This is a genomic window from Aureimonas altamirensis (assembly GCF_023702225.1).
Lineage (GTDB): Bacteria > Pseudomonadota > Alphaproteobacteria > Rhizobiales > Rhizobiaceae > Aureimonas > Aureimonas altamirensis_B.
Genome location: NZ_JAMQCO010000010.1, coordinates 72,427 through 87,016, shown reverse-complemented (window position 1 = coordinate 87,016; position 14,590 = coordinate 72,427). Strand labels below are relative to the sequence as shown.

Annotated in this window: 16 protein-coding genes; 8 read left to right on the top strand and 8 right to left on the bottom strand. The window is 64.8% G+C overall.

What is annotated here, in order from left to right:
* Window positions 1–2: 2 nt before the first annotated feature.
* From NDN16_RS16815 to NDN16_RS16795, 5 genes are all read left to right on the top strand, one after another.
* A complete protein-coding gene (locus tag NDN16_RS16815) occupies window positions 3–779 on the top strand; it encodes an amino acid ABC transporter ATP-binding protein (protein ID WP_285292777.1) in 777 nt (258 codons plus the stop codon).
* 49 nt (window positions 780–828) lie between these two features.
* The gene (locus NDN16_RS16810; RefSeq protein ID WP_251114628.1) at window positions 829–1,629 is read left to right on the top strand and encodes a transporter substrate-binding domain-containing protein; all 801 of its coding nucleotides are present in this window, start codon (window positions 829–831) and stop codon (window positions 1,627–1,629) included.
* A 112-nt stretch (window positions 1,630–1,741) separates the two neighbouring features.
* Window positions 1,742–2,671, top strand: coding sequence for a dihydrodipicolinate synthase family protein (locus NDN16_RS16805; protein WP_251114627.1), 930 nt, complete (start codon window positions 1,742–1,744; stop codon window positions 2,669–2,671).
* A 97-nt stretch (window positions 2,672–2,768) separates the two neighbouring features.
* Complete coding sequence (locus NDN16_RS16800) at window positions 2,769–3,617, top strand: fumarylacetoacetate hydrolase family protein (protein ID WP_251114626.1); 849 nt, start codon at window positions 2,769–2,771, stop codon at window positions 3,615–3,617.
* Entirely contained in the window at window positions 3,610–4,782 is a 1,173-nt protein-coding gene (locus NDN16_RS16795) for a fumarylacetoacetate hydrolase family protein (protein ID WP_251114625.1), read from the top strand. Before NDN16_RS16800 ends, NDN16_RS16795 begins: the two co-directional genes overlap by 8 nt.
* A 42-nt stretch (window positions 4,783–4,824) precedes the next feature.
* Here NDN16_RS16795 and NDN16_RS16790 read toward each other — a convergent pair whose 3' ends face one another.
* Both NDN16_RS16790 and NDN16_RS16785 read right to left on the bottom strand, forming a co-directional pair.
* The gene (locus NDN16_RS16790) at window positions 4,825–5,385 is read right to left on the bottom strand and encodes a polysaccharide biosynthesis/export family protein (RefSeq protein WP_251114624.1); all 561 of its coding nucleotides are present in this window, start codon (window positions 5,383–5,385) and stop codon (window positions 4,825–4,827) included.
* A gap of 65 nt (window positions 5,386–5,450) precedes the next feature.
* Entirely contained in the window at window positions 5,451–5,660 is a 210-nt protein-coding gene (locus NDN16_RS16785) for a DUF2842 domain-containing protein (protein ID WP_251114623.1), read from the bottom strand.
* A 140-nt stretch (window positions 5,661–5,800) separates the two neighbouring features.
* Here NDN16_RS16785 and NDN16_RS16780 point away from each other — a divergent pair, with 140 nt between their 5' ends.
* On the top strand, window positions 5,801–6,898 hold the full coding sequence (locus NDN16_RS16780) for a COX15/CtaA family protein (RefSeq protein WP_251114622.1): 1,098 nt from the start codon (window positions 5,801–5,803) through the stop codon (window positions 6,896–6,898).
* Here the strand turns inward: NDN16_RS16780 and argC are convergent, their stop codons facing one another.
* The 5 genes from argC to NDN16_RS16755 form a co-directional block, all read right to left on the bottom strand.
* Complete coding sequence (argC, locus tag NDN16_RS16775) at window positions 6,899–7,819, bottom strand: N-acetyl-gamma-glutamyl-phosphate reductase (RefSeq protein ID WP_251114621.1); 921 nt, start codon at window positions 7,817–7,819, stop codon at window positions 6,899–6,901.
* Window positions 7,816–8,793: an agmatinase gene (gene speB, locus NDN16_RS16770; protein WP_251114620.1), complete on the bottom strand. Its 978-nt coding sequence runs from the start codon at window positions 8,791–8,793 to the stop codon at window positions 7,816–7,818. The genes argC and speB overlap by 4 nt, the downstream gene beginning before the upstream one ends.
* Window positions 8,794–8,874: 81 nt before the next feature.
* Window positions 8,875–9,348, bottom strand: a complete 474-nt coding sequence (rpsI, locus tag NDN16_RS16765; RefSeq protein WP_251114619.1) for a 30S ribosomal protein S9 — start codon at window positions 9,346–9,348, stop codon at window positions 8,875–8,877.
* Window positions 9,348–9,812, bottom strand: coding sequence for a 50S ribosomal protein L13 (gene rplM, locus NDN16_RS16760; protein ID WP_039196146.1), 465 nt, complete (start codon window positions 9,810–9,812; stop codon window positions 9,348–9,350). Before rplM ends, rpsI begins: the two co-directional genes overlap by 1 nt.
* 225 nt (window positions 9,813–10,037) lie before the next feature.
* Window positions 10,038–11,081 (bottom strand): SOUL family heme-binding protein, encoded by a 1,044-nt coding sequence (locus tag NDN16_RS16755; RefSeq protein ID WP_251114618.1) that lies wholly within the window; start codon window positions 11,079–11,081, stop codon window positions 10,038–10,040.
* A gap of 234 nt (window positions 11,082–11,315) precedes the next feature.
* On the opposite strand from NDN16_RS16755, the gene NDN16_RS16750 reads away from it, so the two are divergent.
* Entirely contained in the window at window positions 11,316–12,140 is an 825-nt protein-coding gene (locus NDN16_RS16750) for a polyphosphate kinase 2 family protein (protein WP_251114617.1), read from the top strand.
* Window positions 12,141–12,179: 39 nt separating this feature from the next.
* On the opposite strand, the gene metC is transcribed toward NDN16_RS16750, so the two are convergent.
* Window positions 12,180–13,361 (bottom strand): cystathionine beta-lyase, encoded by a 1,182-nt coding sequence (gene metC, locus NDN16_RS16745; RefSeq protein ID WP_251114616.1) that lies wholly within the window; start codon window positions 13,359–13,361, stop codon window positions 12,180–12,182.
* 196 nt (window positions 13,362–13,557) lie between these two features.
* Here metC and NDN16_RS16740 point away from each other — a divergent pair, with 196 nt between their 5' ends.
* Entirely contained in the window at window positions 13,558–14,577 is a 1,020-nt protein-coding gene (locus NDN16_RS16740; protein ID WP_251114615.1) for an amino acid ABC transporter substrate-binding protein, read from the top strand.
* The last annotated feature ends 13 nt before the right edge of the window (window positions 14,578–14,590 follow it).

The following is a 14,590-nucleotide window of genomic DNA, read 5'->3' as shown; positions in this document are numbered from 1 at the left end:
CCATGAACGCCCAGACAATCCCCGAAAGGGCAGATTCCATGACCGACCAGTCGGCGCCACTCGTGCGTTTTCGCGATGTCCGGAAGAGCTTCGGATCGCTCGAGGTCCTCAAGGGCATCACCCTTGACGTCAAACCCGGCCAGGTGGTCGCCCTGATCGGCAGGAGCGGGTCGGGCAAGAGCACGGCGCTGCGCTGCATCAACGGGCTGGAGAAGATCAATTCCGGAGAGTTGAATGTCTGCGGCCGCAGCCTGCACGGCAGCGACTTCGACCTGCGCGATCTGCGCAAGGATGTCGGCATCGTCTTCCAGAGCTACAATCTCTTTCCGCATCTGACGGTAGAGCAGAACGTCACGCTGGCGCCGCGCAAGGTCAATGGCGTCAAGGGCGAGGCCGTCCGTGCGCTCGCGGCCGAGGTGCTGGCCGAGGTCGGGCTGTCGGACAAGGCGCAGGCCTATCCCGAGCAGTTGTCCGGCGGACAGCAGCAGCGCGTCGCCATTGCCCGGTCGCTGGCCATGCGGCCGCGCCTGATGCTGTTCGACGAGGTGACCTCGGCGCTCGACCCTGAACTGACGGGCGAGGTGCTCCGCGTCATCGCGCGCCTTGCATCCGAAGGCATGACGATGGTGCTCGTCACCCATGAAATGGCCTTCGCGCAGAAGGTCGCCGATCTCGTCGTGTTCATGCACCAGGGCAAGGTCTGGGAGACGGGCCCCGGCGACATGCTCGCCAATCCGCAGACGGAGGAGCTGCGGCAATTCATCGGCAACGGTCTTTGATCGCCGCCGACATCCATCGAACCTCAAGTCGACTTAAGGGAGAGACCATATGATGAAGAAGTTTCTGGCCGGCGCACTGGCCTTCGGAGTGACCCTAGGAGCCCTTGCGGCTTCGGCAAACGCCGACACGCTGGCGGACATCAAGTCGCGCGGCCGGATCGTCGTCGCGGTAGACCTCGGCCATCCACCATATGGGATGCTGGACGGCACGGCGCAGCAGACCGGCTCCGACATCGAGACGGCGAAGCTCCTCGCGGAAGATTTGGGCGTCGCGCTCGAAGTCGTCGCGGTTTCCGGCGCAAACCGCGTGCCCTTCCTCATCTCCAACCGGGTGGATGTCGTGATCGCCTCCTTTTCCATCACCGAGGAGCGCAAGAAGGTCATCGATTACTCGCGTCCCTATGGCGTGATCCCGGTGGTCATTGCCGCTCCGGCCTCGATGGAGATTTCCGACGCTGCCGGACTTGCGGGACAGTCCATCGCCGTTGCCCGCGGCACCACGGCGGATATCGAGCTGACGCGCACCGTCAAGGAGGCAGGCTCCGATGCCGAGATCGTGCGTTACGAGGACGAGGCGACGGCAACCACCGCCGTCGCCACCGGCCAGCAGGAACTGTTCGCTGCGGCGCTTTCCACGGCGCAGGCGCTGGCACAGCAGAACCCCGGCCTCGACATGGAGGTAAAGCTTGAGATGGCCGCCTATCCGATGGCCATCGGCCTGCGGAAGAACGACGACGCGCTCAAGTCCTATCTGGACGAGTGGGTCGGCACCAACCTCCATAACGGCAAGCTGAACGCGATCTATGAAAAGTATTTCGGCCAGAGCCTTCCAGCCGACATGCTCGATTAATCATACTTTTCGCTTTGCAAGCCGGGCGGGCCGCGCTACAGCGCCATTTCGGCGGCTGTCGGCATGGGCCGCCCGCAGCCACGCCGTACGATCCCAGGGGAGGGAATAGAGAATGAGTTCACCCGCGCGCCAGCCGTTCACCGGCCTGTTCCCGGTCGCACCGACGCCGTTTCTCGAAGACGGCGCGCTCGACCTGGAGGGTCAGCGCCGCGTCATGGATTGCATGATCGACCAGGGTGTCGACGGGATCTGCATCCTCGCCAACTATTCCGAGCAGTTCCTGCTGTCCGATGAGGAGCGGGAGACTCTGACGCGGCTATGCCTGGAGCATGTCGCCGGTCGCGTACCCGTCATGGTGACGTGCAGTCACTTCTCCACGGACATCGCCGCAGCGCGGGCCAAAAGCGCGGCCGGGCAGGGCGCCGCCATCCTGATGATGATGCCGCCCTATCACGGCGCCGCGCTGCGGGCCGACGAGAAGCACATCTTCGAGCATTTCCAGCGCGTTTCGGAAGCGGCCGGAATTCCGGTCATGGTGCAGGATGCCCCGCTGTCGGGCGTTACGCTTTCGGCGCCTTTCCTCGTGCGTATGGCCTGCGAGCTGGAACTGGTCCGCTACTTCAAGATCGAGACGCCGCAGGCGGCCGCCAAGTTGCGGGCCCTCATCGAGGCCGGCGGGGACTTGATCGAAGGGCCGTTCGACGGCGAGGAGGCGATCACGATGATGGCGGATCTCGACGCCGGAGCCACCGGAACCATGTCCAGCGCATTGCTGCCCGACCTTCTGCGTCCCGTGTTCGACAATCACCGCGCCGGCAACCGTGCCGAGGCGGCGAAGGCCTATGCGCGCGTGCTGCCGCTGGTCAATTACGAGAACCGGCAGTGCGGCCTGCGCGCGGCCAAGACGGTCATGCAGGAAGGCGGAGTCATCGGCTGCGACCGCGTGCGCCATCCGATGGAGCAGATGCACCCCGCCACGCGCGAAGGCTTGCTGGAGCTTGCGCGCGACGTGCAGCCGCTTGCATTGGCCTGGGGCAAATAGGCCTGTCGCTTGTCCGTAACCTGTGTTACGGCGGACATGTCCTGTCGAAAGCGGGTGCGGCGCTGCGCGCCCACAAGGAAAAGAGGATTATTTTCAGATGAAACTCGTACGCTTCGGCCCCGCCGGCCAGGAAAAGCCCGGCATCCTCGGTGAAGACGGCATCGTCCGCGACGTCTCGTCCATCATTGTCGACTTCACGCCGGACAATCTCTCCGATGCCGCGCTGGACAAGCTCCGCAAGGCCGATCTGGCCTCTCTGCCGGCAGCCCCCGAGGGCGCGCGGCTGGGCGCGGTGGTGCCGCGGGCAGGCAACTTCCTGTGCATCGGCCTCAACTATGTCGACCATGCGCATGAATCGAACCTGCCGATCCCGGAGGAGCCGATCGTCTTCAACAAGTCGCCTTCGGCGCTGAGCGGTCCGTTCGACCCCGTTATCGTGCCGGCCGGCTCCGAAAAGACCGACTGGGAAGTCGAGATCGCCATCGTGATCGGCAAGGATGCGTACAACGTCTCGGAGGCCGACGCGCTCTCGCATGTCGCGGGCTACACGATCTGCAACGACGTGTCCGAACGCGCCTGGCAGATCGAGCGCGGAGGCCAGTGGACGAAGGGCAAGAGCGCGCCGACATTCGGACCGCTCGGCCCCTGGCTGGTCACGCGCGACGAGATCGCCGACCCGCAGAATCTCGACATGTGGCTGGATGTCGACGGCGAACGTATGCAGACGGGCAATACGTCGACCATGATCTTCACCATCGCCCATATCATTTCCTATCTCTCGAAGTTCATGAAACTCGAGGCCGGCGACGTCATCACCACCGGCACCCCTCCCGGCGTCGGAATGGGCAAGAAGCCGCCGCGCTACCTCAAGGCCGGCGAAACCGTGGCTCTCGGCATCGAGGGGCTCGGCCGGCAGGAGCAGGCCGTGGTGAGCTCCAATGGCTGACGGCGCGGCTGGCCTGTCGCCCCTGCCGGAGGATGCCGGCGCGGCCGCACTTGCCGCGCGCATCTGGCGGCCGGATATCGGCCCGTGCGTTGCGGCGATACGCGATGGCGATGTGGTGGACCTGTCCGGCACCTTCGCCACCATGCGCGACCTGTGCGAAAGCGAAGACCCGGCGGCCGCGCTGCGCGCCGCCGCGGGCGACGTCGTCGGCCGCTTCGAGGATATCCTCTCCAACGCCCATCCCGACACGCGGGATGCGTCGCGGCCATGGCTGATCGCCCCGATCGACCTTCAGGCCGTCAAGGCGGCAGGCGTCACATTCGCCGTCTCGATGCTGGAGCGGGTGATCGAGGAGCGCGCCAAGGGCGATCCGACGGCGGCGCGCTCCATCCGCGAAGAGGTCGGCCGCCTGATCGGCGACGACCTGCAGGCGTTGAAGCCCGGCTCCGCCGAGGCGATGGAACTGAAGCGCGTTCTGACGGAAAAGGGTGTCTGGAGCCAGTATCTGGAGGTCGGCATCGGCCCCGATGCCGAAATCTTCACCAAGGCGCAGATCCTGTCGTCGGTGGGCTCCAACCAGCTTGCCGGCGTGCGCCCGGATTCCGCCTGGAACAATCCGGAGCCGGAGATCGTGCTGGTGATCGCCTCGGAAGGGACGATCGTCGGCGCCACGCTCGGCAACGATGTGAACCTGCGCGATTTCGAGGGGCGCTCGGCGCTGCTCCTGTCGAAGGCGAAGGACAACAACGCAAGCTGCGCGATCGGCCCGGTGATCCGCTTCTTCGATGCGAACTTTACGCTGGACGATATCCGCAATGCGCGCCTCGACCTGACAGTAGAGGGGAGGGAGGGCTATGTCCTGTCCGGTTTCTCGCTGATGGACAAGATCAGCCGCGACCCGGCAGACCTCGCGGCGCAGGCGCTCAACAGCCATCACGCCTATCCCGATGGCCTCGTCCTGTTCCTCGGCACCCTCTTCGCCCCGACGGACGATCGGGACGTGGCGGGGCAGGGCTTTACGCACAAGGAAGGCGATATCGTCGCCATCCATTCGCCGCGCCTCGGCACGCTCGTCAACGAAATCCGTGCGACGGATGCGTGCGAGCCATGGACTTTCGGCGTCAGCCACCTGATGCGCAACCTGGCGCGCCGCGGCCTCATCTGATCGCCATGCATCGCGGTGGCGCGCAAGCCGCCGCGATCCGCTCTAGAAACGCTCGCGCACCATGATCGTGTCGCCCGGGATGACAGGGTCGGTAATCAGGACGCGGCCCGTCATGACCTGCCCGTTCACGGCCCGCGTCAGGTCGACGCTTGCCTGATCGGCAGAGGGACGGAAGCCGCCGGCGGCGGCAATGGCGTTCTGCACGGTCATGCCCGGCAGGAAGGCGTGGCGGCCCGGCCCGCCGACGCTTCCCATCACGAAGACGGGGCGATATTCCGCCACCTCGACCGCGACGCTCGGATGCAGCAGGAAGCCATCGCGGAACCGCGCCTCGATCGCTCCCTGCAATTGACTGGTGGTCTGGCCGCGCGCCGGCACGTTGCCGATCAGCGGCATGGAAAGATAGCCGGCCTGGTCCACGGCGTACTGGCTGGAAAGATCGTCCTCACCGTAGACGGTGATGCGCAGCCGGTCGCCGGAATCCACGTAATGCTCGCCTGTCAGGGCAGGGTGAAAAGCCGGGGCGGGTGGCTGATACGTCGTGCAGGCGGTGGCCAGCGCAGACGCGCAGAATGCCACAGCCAAACCACCGAAACGTGCCATCTTGTCCGCCGATCAAAACCCCTGGTTAACCATAGGCGGATCATGGTTAACCAATCGCTAAGCCCTCAGCGGCGGGGCGGCGTTTCCATCCACTTGATGATGAACATCGCCGGCAGGATCCAGACGAGGCCGGTCAGAAGGAAATACAGCAGTTGCACCCAACCGCTTGCATTGGCCAGCGTGGCGGAAGCGATGGCGGTCGCCACGATGGCGTAGAGGATCACGATCACGATCAGGAGCACGGTGCCGATCAGTTTCTTCAGGCGGACGGGCATTCGGCGATCCTGTGCTGACCGCAATTTGACCGGCCCGGTGGGTGGCCCGCTTGCGGCATCATCGATTTGGGTCCAAATGATCGCTTTGTGCGCCGGACGCAAGGCCGGATGCGCGACACCGTATCTGGAATGGCATCCCCATGGTCGACACGCAGGCAATCTCACGGCAGCCGGCCGGCATTCGTGCCGGAACGAATGGATCCAACCGGGCGATCCGGCTCTGGCTTTATCTGGCTGCGGCAATGGTGTTCGCCCTCGTGGTGGTGGGCGGCGCGACGCGTTTGACCGAATCCGGGCTCTCGATCACCGAATGGAAGCCGATCCACGGCGTCATCCCCCCATTGTCCGCCGCCGAATGGCAGGAAGAGTTCGACCTCTATCGCCAGATACCGCAATATCAGCTCATCAACCGAGGGATGAGCCTCGATGAGTTCAAGACCATCTTCTGGTGGGAGTGGGCGCATCGTTTCCTGGCGCGGGGCGTGGGCGTCGTCTTCGCGCTCGGGCTCGCCTTCTTCTGGGTCACCGGCCGTCTGGAAAGCCGCCTGAAGCCGCGTCTCCTCGGCATCCTCGCGCTTGGCGGACTGCAGGGGGCCATCGGATGGTGGATGGTCGCCTCCGGCCTGACGGAGCGGACGGACGTCAGCCAGTACCGGCTGGCGGTGCATCTCACCACTGCCTGCATCATCTTCATCGCAACCTTGTGGGTTGCCGAGGGGCTGCGCCCCCTGCGGCCCGATGCGCCGCCGTCGCGGAGCAGCCGGCGCATGGCGCTGGCCATCGTATTCCTATGCCTCTTCCAGATTTATCTGGGCGGGCTCGTCGCCGGCCTCAACGCCGGTCTCGCCTACAACACCTGGCCGCTGATGGACGGCGCGCTGCTGCCGTCCGGCCTGTTCTCCATGCAGCCGGTCTGGCACAATTTCTTCGAGAACGTGAAGGCAGTCCAGTTTTTCCACCGGCTTGGCGCCTATCTGCTTCTGACGGTGGTGGTCGTTCATGCCGTGCGCTGTCTGCGCGAAGCGCCGTCCGCGCATTATTCGATGGGTGCGCTCTGGCTGGTGGGCGCCGTCCTGGTGCAGGCCGGCCTGGGCATTGCCACGCTTCTGATGCACGTACCGATCGAATGGGCTCTGCTGCACCAGGCTGGCGCCATCGGCGTGCTGATGCTTTCGGTGGTGCACGCGCGGCCGATGTTTCCGCGCGTCGGGACGCCCGATGGGGCGCTTGCTGCCTGATCAGGAAGCGAGCATCAGGTCCATGTTCTGGACGGCTGCGCCGGAAGCGCCTTTGCCGAGATTGTCCAGCAAAGCCACGAGGTTGACTCGGCTTCCGTCCTTTGACGAGAAGACGTGCAACTTCATGCGGTCGGTACCTGCCAGTTCCGTCGGGTCCAGGCGCTTCAGCCCGGCGCTTTCGGTCAGCGACGCCACCGTCACGATATCCTGCCCCTCGTAATGCTCGGCCAGCGCCGCGTGGATCGTCTCGGGCGAGACGCCCTCCAGATGCAACGGCACCTGCACGAGCATCCCCTGTGCGAAACGCCCGACCGAAGGCGCGAAGATCGGATCCTTCGGCAGCCGGCCATAGGTTCGCATCTCGGGCAGGTGCTTGTGCTGCAGGTCCAGCCCGTACAGGAAGTGCGGGGAGGCAATGGCGTCCTGGCGCGAAGGATCTTCCATCTGGGCGATCATCTGCTTGCCGCCGCCCGTATAGCCCGACACCGCATTGACCGACACGGGATAGTCGGCCGGCAACAGGCCGGCATCCCGCAGCGGCCGCAACAAGGCGATCGCACCTGTCGGGTAGCACCCCGGGTTGGCGACGAAGCGCGCCTCGCGGATACGCCCGGCCTGCGCGGGCTCCAGTTCGGCAAAGCCGTAGACCCAGCCCTCGGCGGTGCGGAACGCGGTGCTGGTGTCGATCACCCGCGTGGAATTATCGCCGCCCAGAAGGGTGACGACGTCGCGCGACGCATCGTCCGGCAGGCACAATATGGCGATATCGGCGGCGCGCAGCATCTCTTCGCGCAAGGCTGCGTTGCGCCTGTCCGCCTCGGGAATCGACGTCAGCTCGATATCGTCGCGGCCGGCCAGGCGCGCGCGTATCTGAAGGCCCGTCGTGCCATGCTCGCCGTCGATGAAGATGCGCGGTTTCATGCCTGCCTTACTCCGCTTCCAAGCCTTTCGGCCCTCAGGCCGAGCATATACATAGCCACCGTTGCGGCGGCAATCGCGGTCATGTCCGCGTGGTCGTAGGGCGGCGATACCTCCACGATGTCGGCTCCCACGATGGGAAGGTGTCCGAGCTTGCGCAGCACCGCCAGCATCCGCGCGCTGGAAGGCCCCCCGGCCACGGGCGTTCCGGTGCCCGGCGCGAAGGCCACGTCGAGGCAGTCGATATCGAATGTCAGGTATGCAGGGCCCGCGCCTGCGCGGGCCGCGATGCGCGCGGCGATCTCGGCGGCGCTCATCTCGTCCAGCGCGTCGCCATGGATGATCTCGATGCCGCAGCTTTCGGGCGCATGGGTGCGGATGCCGACCTGGATGGACCGCCGGGGATCGACGATGCCGGCCTCGACCGCCGCGAGCAGGAAAGAGCCGTGGTCGACGCGTCGCGTTCCGTCAGGCGCGACGGCGATGGGCCAGGTGTCTTGATGCGCGTCGAAATGGACGAGCCCGAGGGGGCCGTGCCTGTCCGCATGGGCCCGCAGCAGCGGCCAGGTGATCGAATGGTCGCCGCCGAGCGTCAAAAGGAATTCGGTTTTCGCCAGAAGGGCGGATGCCTCCTGGTGGATGAGGTCGTGCGCGGTCTCGGGCAGGCGATAATCGATGAGGCAATCGCCATAATCCACGACGCTCATGCGCTCGAACAGGTCGAGGCCGAAGGGATATTGCGGATCGTTGTCGAAGATCGCCGAGGCGCGGCGGATGGCCGCCGGACCGAAGCGCGCGCCCGGCCGGTTCGATACGGCGCTGTCGAAGGGTATGCCCCAGACGGTGGCGTCGGTGCCCGATACCTCCTTGGTGAAGCGGCGACGCAGAAACGAGGGTACGCCCGCATAGGTCGGGTCGGATGCCGCACCGAGATTGCCGGTGGCGGTGAACGCGTGGTCGATCGATTTTCCGGCCATGGCCATGCTCCGCTCGCAAGAATGAAAAAAGGGCCGCAGTTTCCTGCGACCCTCGTAAGTCCTGAATGAAACGCCTGAATGTCAGCGCTTCGAGAACTGGAACGAACGACGGGCCTTGGCCTTGCCGTACTTCTTGCGCTCTACCGTACGGCTGTCGCGCGTCAGGAAGCCGCCCTTCTTGAGAACCGAGCGCAGGCCCGGCTCGTAGTAGGTGAGGGCGCGCGAGATGCCGTGGCGCACTGCGCCGGCCTGACCGGAAAGACCGCCGCCGGCAACCGTGGCGACGACGTCGAACTGGCCATCGCGCGCTGCCGCGACGATGGGCTGACGCAGCACCATCTGCAGCACCGGACGGGCGAAATAGTCCGAAAAGTCACGGTTGTTGATGGTGATCTTGCCGCTGCCCGGCTTCACCCAGACGCGAGCGACGGCGTCCTTGCGCTTGCCGGTCGCGTAGGCGCGGCCCTGGGCATCCAGCTTCTGGACGTGGACGGGCGCTTCCGGCTGCGCGGCCGGGCTGGCGCCGAGATCCTGGAGGGAGTTCAGATCGGCCATTATGCAGCCCTCGTGTTCTTGGCGTTGAGCGCCTTGACATCCAGCGTTTCGGGCGTCTGGGCCGTGTGCGGATGCTCGGCGCCGGCATAGACGCGCAGGTTCTTCAACTGGCGGCGGCCAAGCGGACCACGCGGCAGCATGCGCTCGACGGCCTTCTCGAGCACGCGCTCGGGAAAGCGGCCTTCGAGGATTTCGCGCGCCTTGCGCTCCTTGATGCCGCCGGCATAGCCGGTGTGCCAATAATAGGTCTTGTCCTGGAACTTCTTGCCGGTGAACACCACCTTGTCGGCATTGACGATGATGACGTTGTCGCCGTCGTCGATGTGCGGGGTGAAGGTCGGCTTATGCTTGCCACGAAGGCGGAGCGCGACGAGCGACGCGAGGCGGCCGACGACAAGCCCTTCGGCGTCGATCAGGATCCACTTCTTCTCGACCGTCTCGTTCTTCTGCGAGAAGGTTTTCATCTCAATGCCCTTTGGAAAGGTGCGTTCGGGGGCCGGGGTCAGCCCCCGACACATGAAAAAGGCGACCGATCGGCCGCTTTCGACGCATTCCATAACGGCAAACCGTGCGGCAATCAAGCCGCGGACGGCAGAATTCTGCAGTACCGTAGCGCATGAAACCCCCGGAAAACCGGGGGTTTCGCTGTGAGGTATCATGAAACCACACGCGGTGGTATCATTTTACCATCAAGATTCGACTTCGATGAGGATCTCGTTCCGGCGAAGGAAGCCGGGGGTCCATGGCGGATTGTAGAAGGCGTAGACCGGATCGCCCTTCTGCTTCAGGTTTTCGTCCGCGAGATAGTTGTAGAGCGCCATGAGCTTCTTGCTGGCGAGCGACGCGTTGAATACGCCGCCGAAGCGGATGGCCACCATCCGGCGCGCCGGAACCTCCTCGATGCGTACATCGTCCGTCTCGGGGGCCGGCAGGCTCGATTTGGAATACTTGCTCGGCATGATAAAGCGGATCGCCCATCCTTTGGCCTTTCCGTCACCCTCGGAAAGCTGCTGCAGGACCGGCGTCGTCATGGCGATTTTCTTTCCGGACCTGTTATGAGCCCGGATGAAATTGTAGAGCGCCTCGAAACCGAGGCGGCGCGCCTTTTCGTGGTAACCGCCCTTGACGGTCTCCGCCACGAGCATCGCCTCGTAGTCGCGGATCTCGATGTCGCCTTCCTTCCGGACGACATCGTAGTCCGGTTCCTCGGCGTGCTCTGCGATCTTGTTGCTGGCATAAAGCGCCGCACCGGCGGCAAGGACGACGCCGCCCACCACCACGGCGGTCGACAGGCCGGGATTGTTGCGCACATGGTCCAGCAGCCCCTGCGGGCGGTGGCGGCGGCGCAGCGCCTTGATGTCCGAGGCGCCGGGCAGGCGAAGGCTGCCCAAAGCGGGCGTGATCGCCGGCAGGTACGAGCGCAGGGTGCCCGCGCCTTCCCTCACATGGTCGCCGACCTCATGGGCGCCGGAGCGCAGCGAGCGCTGGGCCCGATCGAGATGGTCGCGCGCGTCGTCGGCGCTCGGCAAATGCAGGTTGGACAGGAAATCCCACCGGCCGCGCTGATGCGGCAGGCCGGGAAGACGGGAGACTTCTCGCTTGAGGCGCTCGAACGTGCTCGGCTTGGGGTTGACCCGGTCGGCTATCTGGCTTTCGAGCTCAACGATCCGGTCACCGATATCGCTGATGGCGTCCGTCAGCCTGTCATAGGCCGTGGGCTTGTCGCGGAACATGCATAATCTCCTGCGCCTGGCTTTTGTCTTTTGTCGGGGCAACTGGCAGCGCCTCGCCACGCCGGTCGGGCGTTCCGGTCCTAAACGTCGCAGGCGACGCTTGGTTGCGATGCGATCGTCATGCGGCAACCAAATCGACCCATGCGCATTCTACGATCATCGGGTTTCGTGACCTGATACTCCAGCCAGACTTGAGAGCGGCCTCGTGCCGCTCTCTTTTTTCGAGGGTACGGCATGGACACGACCATTTCCGACAATGGGGGAGCGCCCCGTCTCGACCGGCTCGACATGGCGCTGCGCCTGGACAAGACGGAATACAAGCGCCGCATGAAGGCCGTGCAGAAGACCTTCGTGCAGATACAGCAGGCGTATCTGAACACGGGCGATAGCGCCGTCGTCGTCTTCGAAGGGTGGGATGCCGCCGGCAAGGGCGGCACGATAAGGCGGATGTCGACGGTGATGGATCCGCGCGGCTTCAAGGTATGGCCGATTTCCGCGCCTTCCGAGGCCGACAGGCAACGTCACTACATGGCGCGCTTCTGGGAAAAGCTGCCGCAGAAAGGCGGCATCGCCGTCTTCGACCGCTCCTGGTACGGCCGTGTTCTGGTCGAGCGGGTGGAAGGCTATGCAAGCGAGGCCGAATGGCGCCGCGCCTATGACGAGATCGTCGCGTTCGAACGGTCCCTCACCGACGACGGTATCCGCGTCGCCAAGGTTTTCCTTTATATAACCGCGGAGGAGCAGTTCGTGCGCTTCCGCGACCGCATGGAAGATCCGCTGAAGCGGTGGAAGCTGAGCTACGAGGATTTTCGCAATCGCGACAAATGGTACGACTACGAGGATGCCGCCAACGACATGCTGTCGCGGACCGGCGTCGGGAACGCCCCATGGGTTCTCGTGCCGGCCAACGACAAGCGCTACGCCCGCATCACGGCGTTGGAGGCGATCGCGGAGCGCCTGTCGCACGGGGTCGATCTGAAACCGCGTCAGCCGCCTGAAAAGCTGCGCAAGCAGTTCGACAAGATGAAGCAGGATATCGCCCCACGCCACCGGTCGTGACGTGGGCAATGCCAGGAGGACGCACGCCGCTCCCAAGAGTTACGCGCGCGCCGCCGCCACGGCGGCAAATCCGCGCTCCAGATCCTCCTGAAGGTCCGAAACGTCCTCCAGGCCGATCTGCAGCCGGATGACGGGGCCTTCCGTCGGCGCCTTGGCGGCGACGCGGTCGGACAAGTCCGGCTGAAGCGCGAGGCTTTCGAACCCGCCCCAGGAATAGCCGAGTCCGAACAGCTCCAGCGCATCCAGGAATGATGCCGCCTCACGGTCGCCGCCGCCGTTCAGCACTATCGAGAAGAGGCCGGTGGAGCCGGTGAACTGCCGTTCGAAAAGTGCGTTGCCGCCGAAGGACGGCAAGGCCGGGTGAAGAACGCGCGCAACGCCGGGATGGCTTTCCAGCCATTCGGCGATGGCCAGCGCGGAGCGGCCGTGGCGCTCGATCCGGGTGGGCATGGTACGCAGCCCGCGCAGCGTCAGGTAGGCATCGTCGGGCGCGGCGTTGACGCCGAGTGCCATCTGCGCCTCGCGAAGGCGACCGTAGGTTTCGCGCGTGGCCGACACGCTGCCCAGCATCACGTCGGAATGGCCCGCAGGATATTTGGTCAGGGCGTGGATCGACAGGTCCACCCCGTGTTCCAGAGGGCGGAAATACATGGGCGTCGCCCAAGTGTTGTCCATCATCGTCACGGCGCCCCGCGCATGGGCGATCTCGCAGGCGCGGGCTACGTCGAGCATTTCGAATGTGTTGGAGCCTGGCGCCTCGAGAAAGACGACCCGAGTCTCGGGCCGAATGTGTGATTCGAGGTCGTCGTCCGGGTGGAAGTAGGAGATATCCACACCTGTGCGCTGCAACATCTGTGCGCAGAAGCGGCGCGTCGGTCCGTAGACGGAATCTACGCATAGTAGATGATCCCCGGCGCCGAGGAACGCCAGAAGAGGTACGGTTATCGCCGCAAGTCCGGACGGGACGAGGATCGTTCCGGCAGAGCCTTCCATGGCGTCCAGCGCCGCCTCCAGCGCCTCGGTCGTCGGTGTGCCGCGAAGCCCGTAAGTATATCGCTGTGCGCCCCTGCGCATGGTTTCGGTGTCCGGAAACAGAACCGTGGACGCATGGACGACAGGCGGATGGATGAAGCCATCGTGGGTCGCCGGGTCCCACCCCGCGTGAGCGGCCTGCGTGTGCAGATGACGATTACGTGTTGAAGACTTCTGATTGTTGCTCAAGTTTACGTCCTTTTGATCGCGGAACGTGCAGTAATTTCGAGTACACCTTTCGCTCTTGCAAAAAATGCGGCGGAAGCTTGACCTGCCAATTTTTATCGCATGTGATTGTCGCCAGTCGAAGTCATGGCGTGGATACCGCGTGGCCTGAAAGTCGGCAATGATTTCGATACGTTCATATTCAAACGGAAGGTGTTCCATGAAATTGAAGCTTCTGACTGCCGCCCTCTGCCTCTCGGCTCTGGGTGTCGCGGCGGGGACCGCATCCGCACAGACGCTCGCTGCCACCAAGGAGCGCGGTACGGTCCGCTGCGGCGTCAACACCGGCCTTCCGGGTTTCGGCTATCAGAAGGACGACGGCGAGTGGGCCGGCCTCGATGTCGATTACTGCCGGGCCATCGCAGCCGCCATCTTCGGCGACGGCACGAAGGTGACGTTCACGCCGCTGTCGGCCGTGCAGCGTTTCCCAGCCCTGCAGAACAATGAGGTCGACGTCCTGGCCCGCAACACCACCTGGACCATGAGCCGCGATACGGCGCTGGGCCTGGATTTCGCAGGCATCAATTACTATGACGGCCAGGGCTTCATGGTGCGCGAGGCGCTCGGCGTCAATTCGGCGCTGCAGCTTTCGGGCGCCACGGTCTGCGTGCAGAGCGGCACCACCACCGAGCTGAACCTCGCGGACTATTTCCGCGCCAACAACCTCGAATACAATCCGGTCGTCATCGAGTCGCAGGCCGACGTGAACGCCGCCTACGACAGCGGCCGCTGCGACGTGCTGACGACGGACGCTTCCGGCCTTTATGCCTCGCGTCTCGAGCTGGCCAACGCGGACGAGCACATCGTGCTGCCGGAAATCATCTCCAAGGAGCCCCTTGGCCCGGCGGTGCGCCAGGGTGACCCGCAGTGGTTCGACGTCGTCAAGTGGGTGCACTTCGCCCTGCTGAACGCCGAAGAGTTCGGCATCACGCAGGCGAACGTCGAAGAGATGAAGAACTCCGACAACGTCGAGATCCGCCGCCTGCTCGGCACCGAGGGCACGTTCGGCGCCGATGCCGGCCTGCCGGCCGACTGGGCTGCCCAGGCCGTCAAGGCCGTCGGCAACTACGGCGAGATGTTCGAGCGCAACGTCGGCGCGGGTTCGCCGCTGGGTATCGCCCGCGGCCAGAACGCGCTGTGGACGAACGGCGGATTGCAGTACGCGCCGCCGGTTCGCTGAGCAACGGCACGAC